The organism is Pseudomonas umsongensis (assembly GCF_012647205.1).
Taxonomy (GTDB): domain Bacteria; phylum Pseudomonadota; class Gammaproteobacteria; order Pseudomonadales; family Pseudomonadaceae; genus Aquipseudomonas; species Aquipseudomonas umsongensis.
Map to the genome: position 1 here is coordinate 5060280 of NZ_CP051487.1, position 13935 is coordinate 5074214.

Consider the following 13935-nt stretch of genomic DNA (forward strand, 5'->3'; position numbering starts at 1 on the left):
AATTCTGCTGATTGTGCCCTGCAGAGCATCAGAATCTGGCGCCAGCGCTCATGACACCCTCATTGTCGAGCCAGGGAAAACACCTGATAACGCTGCCAGACCTTGCGCGCATAGCGCAGGCGCTCAGCTTGCCGATGCGCAGAATTGCCGGCGTTATACGCACCCACTGCCGTCCAGTTGTAGCCATAACGCGCGATAAAATCGGCAAGCACCGACGCACCGACTTCAACTGACAGGCAAGGATCAGCCAGCAGGCGCTGCTCAGTGATGCCCTGGGTGCTCAAACGGGGTAAATGATGGCTGTTGATCTGCATTAACCCGATGTCTCGAGAACCGTCCTTGTTGTAGTTCATTGCGTTCGGATTCTGTCCCGACTCGACATCGGCAATCGCTCGAAGCAGTTCGGGTTCAATCGCATGTCGCGCCCCCGCCTGACTCCAGCACCAGGCTTGCGCCTGGCCCGCGCCAAGGCACACCAGCACCGTTAGCCACTTGATTCTGCGCGGTATCATGCCAAGCGCCGCTCGCTGACCAGCGTCGGTCGCTTGCGGACAGGATGTTCCTGGGTCAAGGCCTGATAGGGCACATGAGGCGATCGTTGCAAAGAACTCCAGAGCGGCTCAGCCACCGGACCACCTGACAGTCCGGACCAACGTGACGACGCAATGCCATCAACGGATCGCAGTCTGGCCAGAGTCCGCCAGTTCGCATACAGGTCGCGGGCATTGAATGGATTGACGCCGAACAGCACATTCCAGGCGGCCAGTCCCTGTTCACCGATTGCGCTTTCGCAAAGCCCGGCTTGTTCGAGCTCGTCCCAGGCTGCCGCGTGCTGGTCAAAATAAGCCAATACCACGGCATAGAGAATCACCAGCAAAGAATTGCCCGACGCGCCTTGTTGCAGGGCTCGACGAGCCATCAGCAAGGCCGACTCGGGACTTGCGGCAAGCGCAATGCGCATACGCAAGACCTGCGTCCTTACGCAATCAGGATCATGCCGCAGAGCGTTGTCGATGCTTAGCGCGGCCTGCTCGTTGCGCCGCCAGAACCAGTGATGCCAGGCATGAAAGTAATGAACGTCAGCCTGATCGGCAGTCAGCAAACAGCGTCGGAAAAGCACCTGGGCCGCGTGCTCGCAGCCTCGCAGACTGGTGAGCAAAGCCTGGCGGGCCAATGCAGGGTTGTTGCCTGGGTCCAATGCCAAGGCACTGGAAATCGCCGATTGTGCCTCATCGATTGCCCGGCCCTGATCACACAATCCGATCATTGCCTGCCCCAGCCATGCATCCGCCAAACCGTACCAGGACAGTGTGTGCCCGCCATCGAGCTTCAGGCACTGGCGAAACTGTACCAGCGCATCGCGCAGACTTTGCGGAGTGTGCTGCTGCACGCTGCACAAACCACGCAGGTACGCCACCGCGGCCGGGTAGGACGCGCACGCATCACCAACAATATGCAAGCCGGGAATACGCTGCGCAACCACACACGTCAATGCCCCAAGCGACGCCCCGAGATCACTTGCATCCAGTGTCTGACCATGCAGCAGAGCGTGATCGCGGCCACGGATCAACTCGACCGACCATTGTTGCTGATCGGCCGAGCCGCTACAGCGCCCGCTCAAGCAGAAGTCCGCGGACAACTGCCCGACCAGCGACCGCACATCGACCGGTTGAGCATAGGCCGCCATCAATCCCGAGGGAATGACGTGCAACACCTCGCCGAACGCCAAAGTCAACTGACGGATCATCAGATCCTGCAGATCCAGCGCTGCTGTCTCCCCCTGATTGCGAAACGGCAGAACAGCCAGCGAAGGCGCCACGGTACTCGCCTCACCCGTCGTGTCGAGTTCAACAACCGCACAGGTAAATCGATAACCATGGCCGTACACGGTCGTAATGAAATCCTTGTTTTCCCTGAGCAGCTTGCGCAATGCATAAATGCAGCGGGTCAACGATTCTTCGGCGGCATCCATTTCGGGCCATACATGATCCAGCAAATAATCCTTGCTGACCACCGTCCCCGTTGACTTCAATAGCAGGCGCAGTACGTTTAACTCTTTGGGTGGGACGTGAACCCCCTCTCCATCTCGCATCAGCGTTCCATCGCTTTGCAATAGCCAGTGGTCAAAAACGAATGACTTGACCGGCGATAGATCAGTTGCAATGTCCATACTTTGAAATTTCTCTATAGAAAGTTGCTCAAGCGTAATCAAGCCTGTGAGTGATCAGGCTCAAGATAACAAGCGCTTGACTATAGGAAATTGAGCAGGAGGATTCCGTAGGACTATCACCTCAATGGCGTAGGAAATTACGACAATAACTGTAAGCTCTCTTTAAAAATCATGCCCCCCTCACCAAACGACAAATGTCACCAACCGTCCGCCACTCCTTCACAGCAGCAGCCGGTAGATCGACACCAAACGCCTCATTGACAGACATAACAATTTCTACAACACCCAGGGAATCAACACACAAATCTTCCACCAGTCGTGAGTCCGCCTTGATCGTCCGTCGATCAACCTGTAGATAACCCGACAGCATCTGTATAACCTGACGTTCAAGATCATCATTCATTAAACCCGGCATTATTACCTCCAACAAAAAATTCGGTGCGGCAGCTTCGCTTCAAAAATTCAACATAGCCTTCAACATATCTGCGTACTGATTCAGATGTGCAGACAAGGTCTTATTGAAGTTATCGTGATAGGAGTTGGCGTTTGAATATTTCTGGGTGAATGATTGCAGTGTGTTCTTCATGCGTTCTTCCTGGGCATTGAAGCCGGTTTGCCAGTACTGGAATTTCGCGTTATCCCAAGTAATCCAATAAACATTGGGCGGTAAACCGTTCATCATCGTCGTCAACGGCCCGAGGTCCATGACCACACTGAACGTACCGTTCCCGTTATTGCGAAGGCTGGTGGCAGGCAGGCCTAACGCCTTGAGCCATTTTTCCGCTTCCTCCCTGGAAGCGCCTGGAGGGGGAAACATGCCTGGAGCGGGAAACAATACTGCCGCAGCGTTTGGGGGTGAGTATTTTTTAATCAGCGCATTCAACGCATGCCTGATTTCGCCCGCATTTAATTCGACCTCCTTACCTTCGTTCGCGCTTTTGATCCAGTCCTTTAACTTTGCGCTGACCTCTTCGTTGAAGTCTTTAAAGAATTCCGAGTAAGCCGCAATGATATGTTCATAGCCGGCCAGATAGCCGTTTTTGATCAGGTTGATCAACTCCAGCAGTTTGTCAAAGAAATCATTCGATGAACTGATGCTCTGTTCGAACGCTTCGGCTACTTCCGTCGGCGGCGAGAACCTTTCTTGCAGATCGAGCTGAATATGCTCCTGAGCAACGTCCAGGCATTGGCGCTGTTCCGGCGGCAGGGTTTCTTGGCAATGCGTCATCACCGCGCCACACTGGCGCAACTGCTGCGCCCACATTTGCCCGCGCTCGGCTTTGGCTTGAACCAGATCACCAAGCTCTGCAATAAGGGTTTGCTCCGCTGCGCCCGCTAACAGTTTCTCGACCATTCTTTCAGCGCCCGATTGGAGCTTGAGCATGGTTCCAAGGTTGCGACTCAATTCCTTTGCCGAACGATCCAGCAATTGCCCGACGGAAGAAGCGGATTGATTCTCGAAAGGAATTTCGGGTGGTAAAGGTGCGTCGGTAACAACGTTTAAATTGACCGACGATTTAACGGCTTGCAGTGTGTAGTTGGAAATTATCATTGCATTTCCCTACTCAAGCCATTCTGCCAATGACTTCAATCCGCGATTGAAATAACTGCATCACTATGTCCATGAGTTTTTGCAAGAGCGCCGCATCGGCCGAGTCTTTTGCCCCGACTTCATCGCTCAAGCTCTTTTGTGTGCTTTGCACATTTTCTTGCAACACCTGTTCCTGCCGCGCCGCATGCTCGGCCATGCGAACCATGGTGGAGACCACCTGACTCATGCCCGTCGACATCGCGTTAAGCGCTCGACCGATTTCGAGTTTCCTTTCAATGCCTTTGCTGCCCATCTGGCTGAGCCAATCCGACGCTTGGCCAACCTTCTGTGCCTTGGAAATTTCCTCGTTGAACCATTGCTGCTCCTTGGGTGTAAGGGTCGAGCCCTCGGGTTTGAAATCCACTGGTTTCATCCGGCCGAAATCATCGAACACCGTTATCTTGTAGGTCGTTTCCGGGTTCCAGTCAGTGCGGTTGCGATCACGTGTAAGGTCACGTTCGATGTTGCCAGCGTCCAGGGCGTTGCGTTTATGCAGGCTGATATCAGTATGTTTTTGCGCAAGCCCTTGAAAGGACTTGACCATGGCAAAGCCGGCGATTGCACCGGAGACCACCGCAGCCGAGAAGGCGCTGTAGATCGCCGCCCTGCCGGATTCCATGATGGCCTCGCCCTGGAGTTTGCTGGCCTCGGCCTGCATCACACTGAAATGCCCGCGCAGTGCTGCGTTGGCGACCCGCGCAATGTTGACCGCGATGATCGCGGCGATCAGCACGTTGGCGTGTTTTTCCCAGGCCCCCGGATCGAAGATCAGATCGTTACGCACTTCATCGCTGACCAACACCAGGGCCGCAGTGAAGTCTTGCCAATCGGATTCGGTGGGTTGATAGGCATCGATATCGTTCTCAAGCGCCTGCACCGCAGGAAATGTCGAGTTACTGCTCTGGAGTATTTGCTTTGCAACGCTCCCGTCTGACAGGGCCGGTTGTAAAAGCCTTTTTCCTTGGAGGTCTTTGGAGAACTGTTCCTGAGCAACCAACTCGCTCAAGCCCGCATCGTTGAGCGGATCGTACGCCGGGACCACAGGCGTGCGCACAGGCGTTGCGTTTATTTGAGACATGACGAATTCCTTTTTATGAGCAGGTTCAGATGTACCGAGCCATTTGCAGGCTGACGGAATGGCTGCGTTGCAGATCGGAAAAAACATGTTCGATATGTCGGGTCCGGTCTTGCATGGCCTTGCCGTAGTCTTCGACCACTTGAGTGAGGTAAGAGGCAATTGATTCGCTGATCGCCATGCGCACCTTCACGTCCGCCAGGTGTTCTGCCGCTTGGGCCTGATGCATGCTGCTTTTAATGCCACATCCAACTTCCATCCCCACGCCGACGAACTCGGTAAGGGTTCGAGCGATTTCGAGATTGGTGGCGTAACGTGCCAGGGCTACAGGATCAGCACCGTTGGTGATGAAACTGCGCAATTGAGTCAGCATCTGGGTCGCCGTGTTGGCAGCCGATGTGGTCATCTGCTTCACGGCCTGCACCGCCGCAGGTGCAGCCTGCGACACCACAGTTGCCAGTTTTGACGCGACCGCGCCGATCATCGGCCCAATCACCTGAGCACCCACGATGGCCGCCAATGCGATGGCTGCAATGGTGGCGCCGATGCCCGCGATCATGCCGGCGATTTGCGCAATGTCCTTCGCCGTTTCGGGATCAACGCCCACCGCGACCAGCACCTTGGTGTAGAGATCGGTAAAGAAGCTGATGGCTTCCTGCATGACCGTCATCAGCGGCTTCATCGCTTCCGCCATGAACGACACACCTGTAAGTTCCTTGACCACCTCGTCCGCGATCATGACTGCAGCCCCGATCACCCCCACCGTTACGAGCACAGGGTTGAGGGTCAGAACACCGGTCGCAATGGTGGCGATGGACACCAGCGCGCCAATGATTTTGCCGATACAGCCCATGGTCTTCTGCAACGCTTCGGCTTTTCGGACTTCTTCCAGGTACTTGTCCGACTCGAGCTGCATTTTTTCCTGCAGTTTGGCCTGCAATTCCAGAAACAACTCTTGACTGAGCTCTTCCTTGTTCTGCGCCGACTCGCCCAGCAGCTCGATGATCTTCAAGCGGTTCAACAGTGCCAGTGCACTGCTGCTCAGCGCCTTTTCATCCGATTGTTTAACCTGCGGTCCACCAACGCCTGCCTCCAGGACTTTTGCGGTCACGATCGCGAGGACCTTAACGGCGGCATTAGCGATTTCGATCAGTTTGAGATGGGCACCGGTGGATTTTTCAAAAGCCTGGGTATGATTCGCCAGCTCGCCCTTGAGATGATTACGAAGTGCCAATTCGCTCGCATATTCGGGTGATTCAGGGTCCAGCTTCGTCAGACGCGCCTCGCTTTCGTCCAGCAAGCCCTGACACTGCTGGACTTTCTCGCGCAGCTTCTCCAGATTTTGCTGACTACCGCCAACGGTTCCCTCAGCGGCCTCAAGTGCCGCGACGGCCTCAGCATATTCAACCGCCAGTTTTTCATGACCCTGTTGCTTAGCCCCGGCCATGCTCTGCAACATCGCCAGGCGGTGTTTCAGCTTGTTGACGTCGACCTCGCCGATCAGCTCGCTGATCATCGCCATCAGCAGCGTGAACAGATCGCCTTCCGACTCTTTGCCGCTCGTGCGTGCCTGCGGCAGATGCAACTGTGGACGCCCCGTAGCTGCCGTGGATTTACCGTGCTCGTTGTCGTAGTTCACCGACATCAATCCGGCCAGCGCTTGCTGGCCCGCTTTCTGAAAATCCACCGTTCTGGCCGCCTGGCTGGCGGCTTTGCCGTAAATCTCAAAGGCTTCGTTACGGCTGAGCCCTCCGGCATAACCCGGGTTGAATGTACTTCTGATTTCACTCATGTTCAGTCCTCCGAACAATGTTTTTCAATGTGAGCCAGGGTGTCGAGATACACCCGGGCCTGTTTGCGCAGTTCCTCTTCCGTGGCCTGCTCGAGTACGTACTCGAAACACAATCGGGCCTTGCCGATCTTGCCCAGGGCGAGCTGGCACTGACCGCTGTAGAACATCGGGCGGTAGTCGTTCTTGCCCTGGGCAAAGGCGATGGCGTACAGGTCGATCGCTTTCTGATGGTTTTGCTTGAGCTGGTGCACCGCCGCCAGTCCCAGCCAATACTGGCTATTGTGTAAGTCGTAGATGCACAGGAAGTGGAAGAACTTCTCGGCATCGTCCAGCCGTCCCTGCTCATAAAACTGGAAAGCAAAGGCATAGAGACCGTCCATGTGCTCATCGCTGATGCCCTGCACGTCCTTTAACGGCGCACCCGCCATCACGGCATCCACGATATCCAGAGCGATTTGCTCGTCTTGTTGGTTGTTGCGACTCATCAGTCACACTCCTGAAAAAACGTCAGCGCCGCTGACGAATGCATTGAGCCAAAGCGCTGGCAGGCACGCTGCCAAATTGCGCTCATGCCAACGCTGGATAGATTAAGAAGGGGATCAGGCCTGCTCGACTTGCTCGAGCCAGATCAACAGGCGCAGGACTTCTTCGACCTCCTGCACCTGGAGGAAGCTGTAGCGCTGGTGGGTCTTGAAGATCCGTCGGGCCAGTGCGATGTCATTGATCACGGGCACGCCAACCTCTTTGGCATACGCTCGAACGGCCAGGGCGCGCTGGTTGGTTTCCATCAGCGAGATGAACGGCAGCAGGGTGATTTCCGGGCGGAAATACACACCGATGGCGATGTGGGTGGGGTTGGCGATGATCATCCGCGAGCTGCGCACGTCGGATTTGACCTGCTCGGACAGGAGTTCCCTGTGCAAATCGCGACGGCGGCCCTTGATCTCGGGATTACCATCCTGCTCCTTGTGCTCGCGCTTGACGGCGTCCTTGTCCATCATTTGATCTTTCATGAACAACCAGTATTCACTCAACGCATCCAGCACGACGATCAGCAGCACGCATCCCAGGAACGCCAACACCAGAACCAGCAACAAGTGCCCCCAGATCGAGAACAGCTCCGGGGCCTGGGCGAACAATTGGGCAAACAACAGTTGCCGCTGCGTGATCCAGACTATCCACAACGCCATGGCAAAGCTGCCCAGGTACAGCAGCGCTTTGACCGTGTCCTTGACGGTGCGCAGGCTGAACAGTTTTTTGAAGCCATTGATCGGGTTCAGCGCACCGAGATTGAGCTTCAGGGCCTCGCTGGCCAGTGCAAAGCCGCTTTGCAACAACGCAGGTAGTGCACTGGTCAAGACGCACACCAGCAGCAACGGCAGCAATGCCTTGAGCCCGACCAGCACCAGCATCGCCGAGTACGCCTGCATATCCGTGTCAAAATCACTGGCAATGATGCGTCGATAGACTTCCATGACCTCCACCAGCGAACTGTTGAACACCATGTAGGTGATGCCGCAGAGAGTCAGGCAGGTGACCACCAGGTCCTTGGCCTTGAACGTCTGGCCTTTGCGTGAGGCGTCGCGCAGACGCTTGGCGGTGGGCTTCTCAGTCTTCGAGGCGCTGGACGACATCGGCGGCCTCCCCTTCACGGCCCAGATAGTGTTCCAGCCCTTGGGATTTGCCGCCCATGCGCAGGACTTCGTCCGGCAGGTGCACGCCGAAATACAACATCAACACCACCAGCGCCACCAGGCTCTTGACCGTCAGCGACACCGAGAACGCGTTCATTTGCGGCGCATACCGCGAGAGCAAACCGAGCAGCGCTTCGCTGACCAACAACGTGGCCACCACCGGGGCGCTGATTACCAGGGTCTTGCTCACCAGTGCATCCAACAGGCCAACAATCGCGGACAGGTGTATCTCGCAACCATTGGCTGGCGCGCAAATGCGGTAGCTGTGCCCAACGGTTTCAAGCATCAGCAACATGCCGCCACCTTCGAGATAGACCGCTGCGGCGAACAACTGGAGAAAATTTGCCAACTCCGACGTATCGACGCCATTGGCCGGGTCCACGGTGCTGCTGAGCATTGCCCCGCGCTGGTTGTCGATCAGGTTGCCCATGGCGTGCAACACCCAGAACGGCCAGCACAGCAGGCATCCAAGCAGCACGCCAATGCCGGCCTCACGCAACACCAGGCCGAAGAATGCCAAGCCGTCGAGGGCCGGCAACGGCACACCCACATAGGCCCAGAACCCCGTCGCCACCAGCACAATGACTGCCTGGCGTGGCGCCCCCGTGAGCACACCGCTGTTGAGAAAGGGCAACATGAAAAAAATCGGCGCCAAGCGAGCCACCCCCAGGATGGCGGCGGCGAACCAGGCGTACAGGTCAAAAAACAACGTGACCGACATCGCGCTAACCCAACGCCAGGCGGATGACTTCACGGCTGAAATCGAGCAGGGTTTCCCCATACCAGCCCGACAACAGGAACAGGCATGCGGCAACGGCCAACAGCTTGAAACCGAACGGCAGGGTCTGCTCCTGAAGTTGCGTCACCGTTTGAATCAAACCCACCACCAGGCCGACCACCGTGGCGGCAATGATCGGCCAGGCCACCATCAACAGAATCAGGTACAGGGTTTTATTGCCGGCATAGACCAGATCGTTCATGAGCCGCTCCTACGCCAGCAAGGTCAGGTATTGTTTGACCAGCCCGGTCGACAGCAACGCCCAGCCATCCAGTGCCACAAACAGCACCAGTTTGATCGGCACCGAAATGATCACCGGGCTCATCATCATCATGCCCAGTGCCAGCAGAATGCTGGAGATCACCAGATCGACGATCACGAACGGCAGGTACAGGTAAAAGCCGATCTTGAAGGCGCTTTTGATTTCACTCAATGCGTAGGCCGGCAGCAGGGAAAACAGCGACGGCGTGAGTTCTTCATCGGCGGGCAGACCGAGGTCGGACTCACTCTGCACCGCTTGCGCCCGCTCAAAGAACAGCGCCAGTTCCGGGTCGGTGTATTTGCGCAAGTATTCCTTGTATCCCCCCAACCCGTTCTCGGCAAAATTCACCACCGACTCGATGTCGGTAAAAGCCACCTGTTCTTCCTTGTAATAGCCATAGCCTTGCTTCATCACCGGCGTCATCACGAAAATCGCCAGCATCAGGGCAATCGCATTGAGGGTCATGTTCGAGGGCACTTGCTGCAAGCCCAAGGCGTTGCGCACGATGACAAAGACGATGGAAAACTTGATGTAGCAGGTGCCGGCCGCCACCAGGAACGGCAGCAGTGAAGCGAATGCCAGCAGCGCAATCAACGAGACGTCATTCATCGCGGCATTGCGTCCATTGAGTCGTTGCGATAGACCTCGAGCAACTCCACAGCCAGCTGCTCTTCCAGTTGCACCAGTTCGCCACGGGCCACCGGCTTGCCATTGGCTCGCACTTCGATGTGCCGCGCCGCATCGCCCGCCAGCGGGATCAGTTGTCCCCCGATAAACTGCGACAGCGTGGCCAGGTCGATTTCCTGGGTCGCGAGCACGAACTGCAGACACACCGACATAGCGCCGAGGTCAACATCGGGCTCCGGTGCGGAGTCTGCGGAGCCTTGGGCGTCGGGCTCGGTCAATTGCATGTGTATCCCCTGTTCAGTAAAAGTGAAAACGCCGAGGCATAGATGCCCCAGGCAGCATCGTTGCGAACGCTGAATGATTCGCAGGACATCGCCCGCCTTCAGCCGTATCCCATGTCTGAGGTGACTCGACCCCAGCATCAGCTCCAGGCACAGCGGCAAATCGCTCAGCCATGAGTCGGTGTACAGGGGCGCGCTGGCGGCCCGTGCCGATGGCAATCGGGTCAACCACAAGCGCCCACGACGCGTGTCGAGCCAAGGCAGCTCTTGCGGTGGCAATTGCCCGGGAAGCACCACATCGACGTCGGATAATTGCTGGTAGTGCAAGTCGTCTACCTCCAGCAGCAAGGGTTGCGGCACCGCGCGGAACAGTTCGGCGATGCTCATCAGCGAGCACTCGACTGTCAGTAACGACCGCAAACCCGGGAGTGATTGATGCAACCAGTCGCGGGCGTCGATCAAACCCCGCCATTCCCCGCCCTCACCTGATGCGCGAAAACACAGGTAGCCCGATTGCCCTGGCGGATGGCCTGAACCGGCGACGACATTCGCGCTCCGCCAGCGTCGTATCGCTTGCGCGCCGGCACGTGCCTGGGCGTTGATCCGGCGCAACTTCAGTGCGCTCATGCGCCCTGCCCGGCGTCTTCGGCCTGCTCGTCGTCCGGCGGCTGCCGCGAGCCCTGGCGCTGCTGTTCGTCTTCGCTATTGGTCAGGCGCCACGTGGGTTCGCGGACCTGCTCCAGCGACACTTTGAGTTGTTCGAAAACCAGGGCATTGCTCGGGCTGAGTTGCAGGTTGCGGGCAGGCTCATCGGCCACGCGGCTGACTGTCACTTGCCCGCTGACGGCTCCTTTATTGAACGGAACCTGAAACAAGCCCCGGTCGGCAACCGACAAGGTTTCGATGATCGGATCGATGACAGGAGGTACTGGCGGCATCACGGGCGCCGAAGCCGCAGGTGTGGCAGCTATGTGCACATGGCGTACGGTGGGGAGGCTCGATAAGGCTTCGGGCCTTTGCCCTTCGAACTCAGGTATCGGGGATGCACCTGGACGAGTGGTAACTTCGACCGACAGCGGTTCGACGATGTTTGACGGCGGTTGGATCGGCCCTGATTCAACAATGATGGGAGTCGCCAGGTTTATCGGTGCCGACGCGACAGCCCTGGCGACAACAGGCGCAACGTCAACCAAAGGTGACAACAACCGGGGCTGCACAGGTTTACTCAAAAGCGGCTGCGCTGGGGGATGAGACGACGGTGTGAGCGGCCGTACTTCGTCGACTTCAGCAGCCAGCTTTTCCGGGAGCGTGACCATCGCCTGCAAAGTGCTTGCACGACCAGCGTCCATCTGAGGCCGATGACGCAGGATCAACGGCACCATCAGCGCCAGGACACCTTGGGGCAGTTCATCCTCCTGCACCGATACCAGCCTGTCGTGCAACTCATCCATCGGCCGTTCGATGACGGGTTCCAGGGGTTGAACCGGCAAGGGTGAAATTACAGATACAGTGCTCATCGCGAAACTCCGTTCATCTCTTCGACTTCTCTTTCATCCCGGCGCACCTGTTCCAGCCGTTGCCTGCGTAACAGAAGCTGAACAGCCCCTTCGTATTTGTCGTGCTTGCGCTGTGCTAACCGCAGTTGCTCGCGCTGCTCCTGCAACGCTTGCTCAATCTCCCGGCACTGCTGATCGACCCGGTCACGCTCAAAGCGCATCAGATCGATCTGCCGCCGGATGACCGCCTGCCTTCGCAACAGCGCCAACAGTTGCCCGTGATCAAGCACACAGTCATTGGCGCGATGGCTGGCCAACAAACTGTGTAGCTCCGCTTTTTGTGCGTCGAAAGCGGCCCGCTCCTGCACCAGCGGCTGCAGTTGCTGCCGGGTACGCGTTATCAGCAGTTCAGCGCGTTGCCGACGGAACTGGCCGAGTGCCAACAGGCGAAGACGATCGGCTAATGGATTCATGCCATCAGCCCCTGTAATTGGCCCAGGGCTTCGTCCGGCTCACAGCATTCACCCGTGGGCTGGCGCAACCACTGGTCGAGGGCTGCGCGGCGCTGCAGCGCCTGGTCGTTGCCGGCGTCCGCGCCTGGGCTGTACTCACCCATGTCGAGAAAAACCTGCAGCTGCTCAATCCGCGTCAGCGTATCCCGGGTCGCCGCCGCCAGTTGCTGCACCTGGGGCGGGGTGACTTGCGTCGCCACGCGACTGACGCTGCGCAACACATCGATTGCCGGGTAGTGCCCCTTGGCCGCCAAGGCTCGGCTGAGGTAGATGTGTCCGTCGAGAATCGAACGAATCTCCTCGGCGATCGGGTCCGGCTCGTCGTCGCTTTCCAACAACACCGTGTACCAGGCAGTAATGCTGCCGGAAGCGGTCACACCCGGTCTTTCCAGCAGGCGCGGCAAGGCATCGAACACTGAGGCCGGATAGCCCCGTCGCGCCGGCGCTTCACCGGCCGCCAGGGCCAGGTCGCGACGCGCCCGGGCGTAGCGTGTCAATGAATCCAGCAGCAACACCACGCGTTGCCCCTGGTCGCGAAAATACTCGGCGATGGCGGTTGCCTGCAGGGCCGAATTGCAGCGGTCCACCGAGGAAAAATCCGACGTGGCATACACCACCACGCAGCGCGCGCGTTTTTCCGACTGGCGCAGGTGCTCGATGAATTCGGTTACTTCGCGGCCGCGCTCGCCGATCAGACCGATGACAAACACATCAGCGTCGGTGTGGTTGATCAGCATATTGATCAAGGTGGTTTTGCCGGAGCCGGCGGCGGCGAAAATGCCGATGCGTTGGCCGACACCGCAGGTCAGCAAGCCGTCAATGACCCGAATACCGGTGCGCAACGGGGTGTCTACCGGGCGCCGCTGCTGGTACGACGGCGGATCGGCATCCACCGGGTAGTCCTGTTGCGCCAGCGCCGTAGACGGTACCAGACGCTCGACGATAGTGCCCTGAGGGTCGACTACGCTGCCGAGCAAGGCATCACTGCACGACAGTTGCAGGGTCGAGCCCGTAGGCACAATCATCGATTCCCTGGACAAACCTTTCGCATCACCCAGCAAGGTGAGCAGAACAGCGTCGGGTTTGAAGCCGATGACCTGCGCCCGTGCAACGACCTGAGGCAGGCGCCAATGCCGCCGTACTTCGCAGACCTCGCCAACTACCACATCGCCCAAGGCGGCTTCGATCAAGGGTCCGCTCAAGCGCAAAGGATGGGCCGCATGCCTTTCCAACCGCATGTTCATCGACGTAAAAGTTCGCACAGCGTTTCGATTGCCTGCACGAAAGCATCCAGGGCTTGCGCGAAGTGCTCAGCGTCGCCGAGGGCATGGGCATTTGCCATCAAACGCAGTTCGAGCCGTTCCTGAACCACGCAAAGGTGCAATTGCCCGGTGCGGGAAAAAGCATTGCCCTCAAGTAAGAACTGCATCAAATCGAAGGCACAACGGCTCATTGCACCCGGGCTCGCTTCTGCAACCGTCGTCCAGATCCAGGCATCGCCATCGACCAACGCCACGTTGATATCGGGCAGATTCTTCATCTGCATTTCAATGGTGCTGTGACTATCAAAATGTCCTATCTGGCTGTCCTTGCAGCCACTAAAACGTAGCGCTTCGCGTAACAGGTCGGCTATATCCATTGACATCATTGCGGGGTT

The 13935-nt window shown here is 57.6% G+C and carries 16 protein-coding genes; all 16 read right to left on the reverse strand.

What is annotated here, in order from left to right; all coding sequences use genetic code 11:
* Positions 1-59: 59 nt before the first annotated feature.
* Positions 60-512: a transglycosylase SLT domain-containing protein gene (locus tag HGP31_RS22680; protein WP_033040152.1), complete on the reverse strand. Its 453-nt coding sequence runs from the start codon at positions 510-512 to the stop codon at positions 60-62.
* Positions 509-2212, reverse strand: coding sequence for a winged helix-turn-helix domain-containing protein (locus tag HGP31_RS22685; RefSeq protein WP_240963503.1), 1704 nt, complete (start codon positions 2210-2212; stop codon positions 509-511). The genes HGP31_RS22680 and HGP31_RS22685 overlap by 4 nt, the downstream gene beginning before the upstream one ends.
* 127 nt (positions 2213-2339) lie before the next feature.
* A complete protein-coding gene (locus HGP31_RS22690) occupies positions 2340-2585 on the reverse strand; it encodes an acyl carrier protein (protein ID WP_168758723.1) in 246 nt (81 codons plus the stop codon).
* Between the two features lie 39 nt (positions 2586-2624).
* Positions 2625-3722, reverse strand: coding sequence for an IpaD/SipD/SspD family type III secretion system needle tip protein (locus HGP31_RS22695; RefSeq protein ID WP_168758724.1), 1098 nt, complete (start codon positions 3720-3722; stop codon positions 2625-2627).
* A 13-nt stretch (positions 3723-3735) separates the two neighbouring features.
* Positions 3736-4839 (reverse strand): cell invasion protein, encoded by a 1104-nt coding sequence (locus HGP31_RS22700; RefSeq protein WP_168759216.1) that lies wholly within the window; start codon positions 4837-4839, stop codon positions 3736-3738.
* Between the two features lie 25 nt (positions 4840-4864).
* On the reverse strand, positions 4865-6628 hold the full coding sequence (gene sctE, locus HGP31_RS22705; protein WP_168758725.1) for a type III secretion system translocon subunit SseC family protein: 1764 nt from the start codon (positions 6626-6628) through the stop codon (positions 4865-4867).
* 2 nt (positions 6629-6630) lie between these two features.
* Complete coding sequence (gene sicA, locus HGP31_RS22710; RefSeq protein ID WP_168758726.1) at positions 6631-7113, reverse strand: type III secretion system translocator chaperone SicA; 483 nt, start codon at positions 7111-7113, stop codon at positions 6631-6633.
* A gap of 114 nt (positions 7114-7227) precedes the next feature.
* Positions 7228-8262 carry an EscU/YscU/HrcU family type III secretion system export apparatus switch protein gene (locus HGP31_RS22715; protein WP_168758727.1) on the reverse strand — a complete coding sequence of 345 codons (1035 nt, stop codon included), beginning with the start codon at positions 8260-8262 and terminating at the stop codon, positions 7228-7230.
* On the reverse strand, positions 8237-9043 hold the full coding sequence (sctT, locus tag HGP31_RS22720; RefSeq protein ID WP_168759217.1) for a type III secretion system export apparatus subunit SctT: 807 nt from the start codon (positions 9041-9043) through the stop codon (positions 8237-8239). The genes HGP31_RS22715 and sctT overlap by 26 nt, the downstream gene beginning before the upstream one ends.
* 4 nt (positions 9044-9047) lie before the next feature.
* The gene (locus HGP31_RS22725) at positions 9048-9302 is read right to left on the reverse strand and encodes an EscS/YscS/HrcS family type III secretion system export apparatus protein (RefSeq protein WP_168758728.1); all 255 of its coding nucleotides are present in this window, start codon (positions 9300-9302) and stop codon (positions 9048-9050) included.
* A 9-nt stretch (positions 9303-9311) separates the two neighbouring features.
* Positions 9312-9971, reverse strand: coding sequence for an EscR/YscR/HrcR family type III secretion system export apparatus protein (locus HGP31_RS22730; RefSeq protein ID WP_020795891.1), 660 nt, complete (start codon positions 9969-9971; stop codon positions 9312-9314).
* The gene (locus HGP31_RS22735; protein ID WP_168758729.1) at positions 9968-10897 is read right to left on the reverse strand and encodes a FliM/FliN family flagellar motor switch protein; all 930 of its coding nucleotides are present in this window, start codon (positions 10895-10897) and stop codon (positions 9968-9970) included. Before HGP31_RS22735 ends, HGP31_RS22730 begins: the two co-directional genes overlap by 4 nt.
* On the reverse strand, positions 10894-11787 hold the full coding sequence (locus HGP31_RS22740; RefSeq protein WP_168758730.1) for a SpaN/EivJ family type III secretion system needle length determinant: 894 nt from the start codon (positions 11785-11787) through the stop codon (positions 10894-10896). Before HGP31_RS22740 ends, HGP31_RS22735 begins: the two co-directional genes overlap by 4 nt.
* Positions 11784-12239: a type III secretion protein gene (locus tag HGP31_RS22745; RefSeq protein WP_033045162.1), complete on the reverse strand. Its 456-nt coding sequence runs from the start codon at positions 12237-12239 to the stop codon at positions 11784-11786. Before HGP31_RS22745 ends, HGP31_RS22740 begins: the two co-directional genes overlap by 4 nt.
* Positions 12236-13522, reverse strand: a complete 1287-nt coding sequence (sctN, locus tag HGP31_RS22750; RefSeq protein WP_033045163.1) for a type III secretion system ATPase SctN — start codon at positions 13520-13522, stop codon at positions 12236-12238. The genes HGP31_RS22745 and sctN overlap by 4 nt, the downstream gene beginning before the upstream one ends.
* Positions 13519-13926, reverse strand: a complete 408-nt coding sequence (locus HGP31_RS22755) for an InvB/SpaK family type III secretion system chaperone (protein WP_033045164.1) — start codon at positions 13924-13926, stop codon at positions 13519-13521. Before HGP31_RS22755 ends, sctN begins: the two co-directional genes overlap by 4 nt.
* Positions 13927-13935: the final 9 nt, after the last annotated feature.

What these genes read in the sequence shown, in the direction of transcription:
- HGP31_RS22700 (WP_168759216.1), bottom strand. Translation starts at nt 4,839, where the DNA reads ATGTCTCAAATAAACGCAACGCCTGTGCGCACGCCTGTGGTCCCGGCG.
- HGP31_RS22730 (WP_020795891.1), bottom strand. Translation starts at nt 9,971, where the DNA reads ATGAATGACGTCTCGTTGATTGCGCTGCTGGCATTCGCTTCACTGCTG.
- HGP31_RS22680 (WP_033040152.1), bottom strand. Translation starts at nt 512, where the DNA reads ATGATACCGCGCAGAATCAAGTGGCTAACGGTGCTGGTGTGCCTTGGC.
- HGP31_RS22755 (WP_033045164.1), bottom strand. Translation starts at nt 13,926, where the DNA reads ATGATGTCAATGGATATAGCCGACCTGTTACGCGAAGCGCTACGTTTT.
- HGP31_RS22715 (WP_168758727.1), bottom strand. Translation starts at nt 8,262, where the DNA reads ATGTCGTCCAGCGCCTCGAAGACTGAGAAGCCCACCGCCAAGCGTCTG.
- HGP31_RS22735 (WP_168758729.1), bottom strand. Translation starts at nt 10,897, where the DNA reads ATGAGCGCACTGAAGTTGCGCCGGATCAACGCCCAGGCACGTGCCGGC.
- sctT (WP_168759217.1), bottom strand. Translation starts at nt 9,043, where the DNA reads ATGTCGGTCACGTTGTTTTTTGACCTGTACGCCTGGTTCGCCGCCGCC.
- HGP31_RS22695 (WP_168758724.1), bottom strand. Translation starts at nt 3,722, where the DNA reads ATGATAATTTCCAACTACACACTGCAAGCCGTTAAATCGTCGGTCAAT.
- HGP31_RS22745 (WP_033045162.1), bottom strand. Translation starts at nt 12,239, where the DNA reads ATGAATCCATTAGCCGATCGTCTTCGCCTGTTGGCACTCGGCCAGTTC.
- sctN (WP_033045163.1), bottom strand. Translation starts at nt 13,522, where the DNA reads ATGAACATGCGGTTGGAAAGGCATGCGGCCCATCCTTTGCGCTTGAGC.
- sicA (WP_168758726.1), bottom strand. Translation starts at nt 7,113, where the DNA reads ATGAGTCGCAACAACCAACAAGACGAGCAAATCGCTCTGGATATCGTG.
- HGP31_RS22740 (WP_168758730.1), bottom strand. Translation starts at nt 11,787, where the DNA reads ATGAGCACTGTATCTGTAATTTCACCCTTGCCGGTTCAACCCCTGGAA.
- HGP31_RS22725 (WP_168758728.1), bottom strand. Translation starts at nt 9,302, where the DNA reads ATGAACGATCTGGTCTATGCCGGCAATAAAACCCTGTACCTGATTCTG.
- sctE (WP_168758725.1), bottom strand. Translation starts at nt 6,628, where the DNA reads ATGAGTGAAATCAGAAGTACATTCAACCCGGGTTATGCCGGAGGGCTC.
- HGP31_RS22690 (WP_168758723.1), bottom strand. Translation starts at nt 2,585, where the DNA reads ATGCCGGGTTTAATGAATGATGATCTTGAACGTCAGGTTATACAGATG.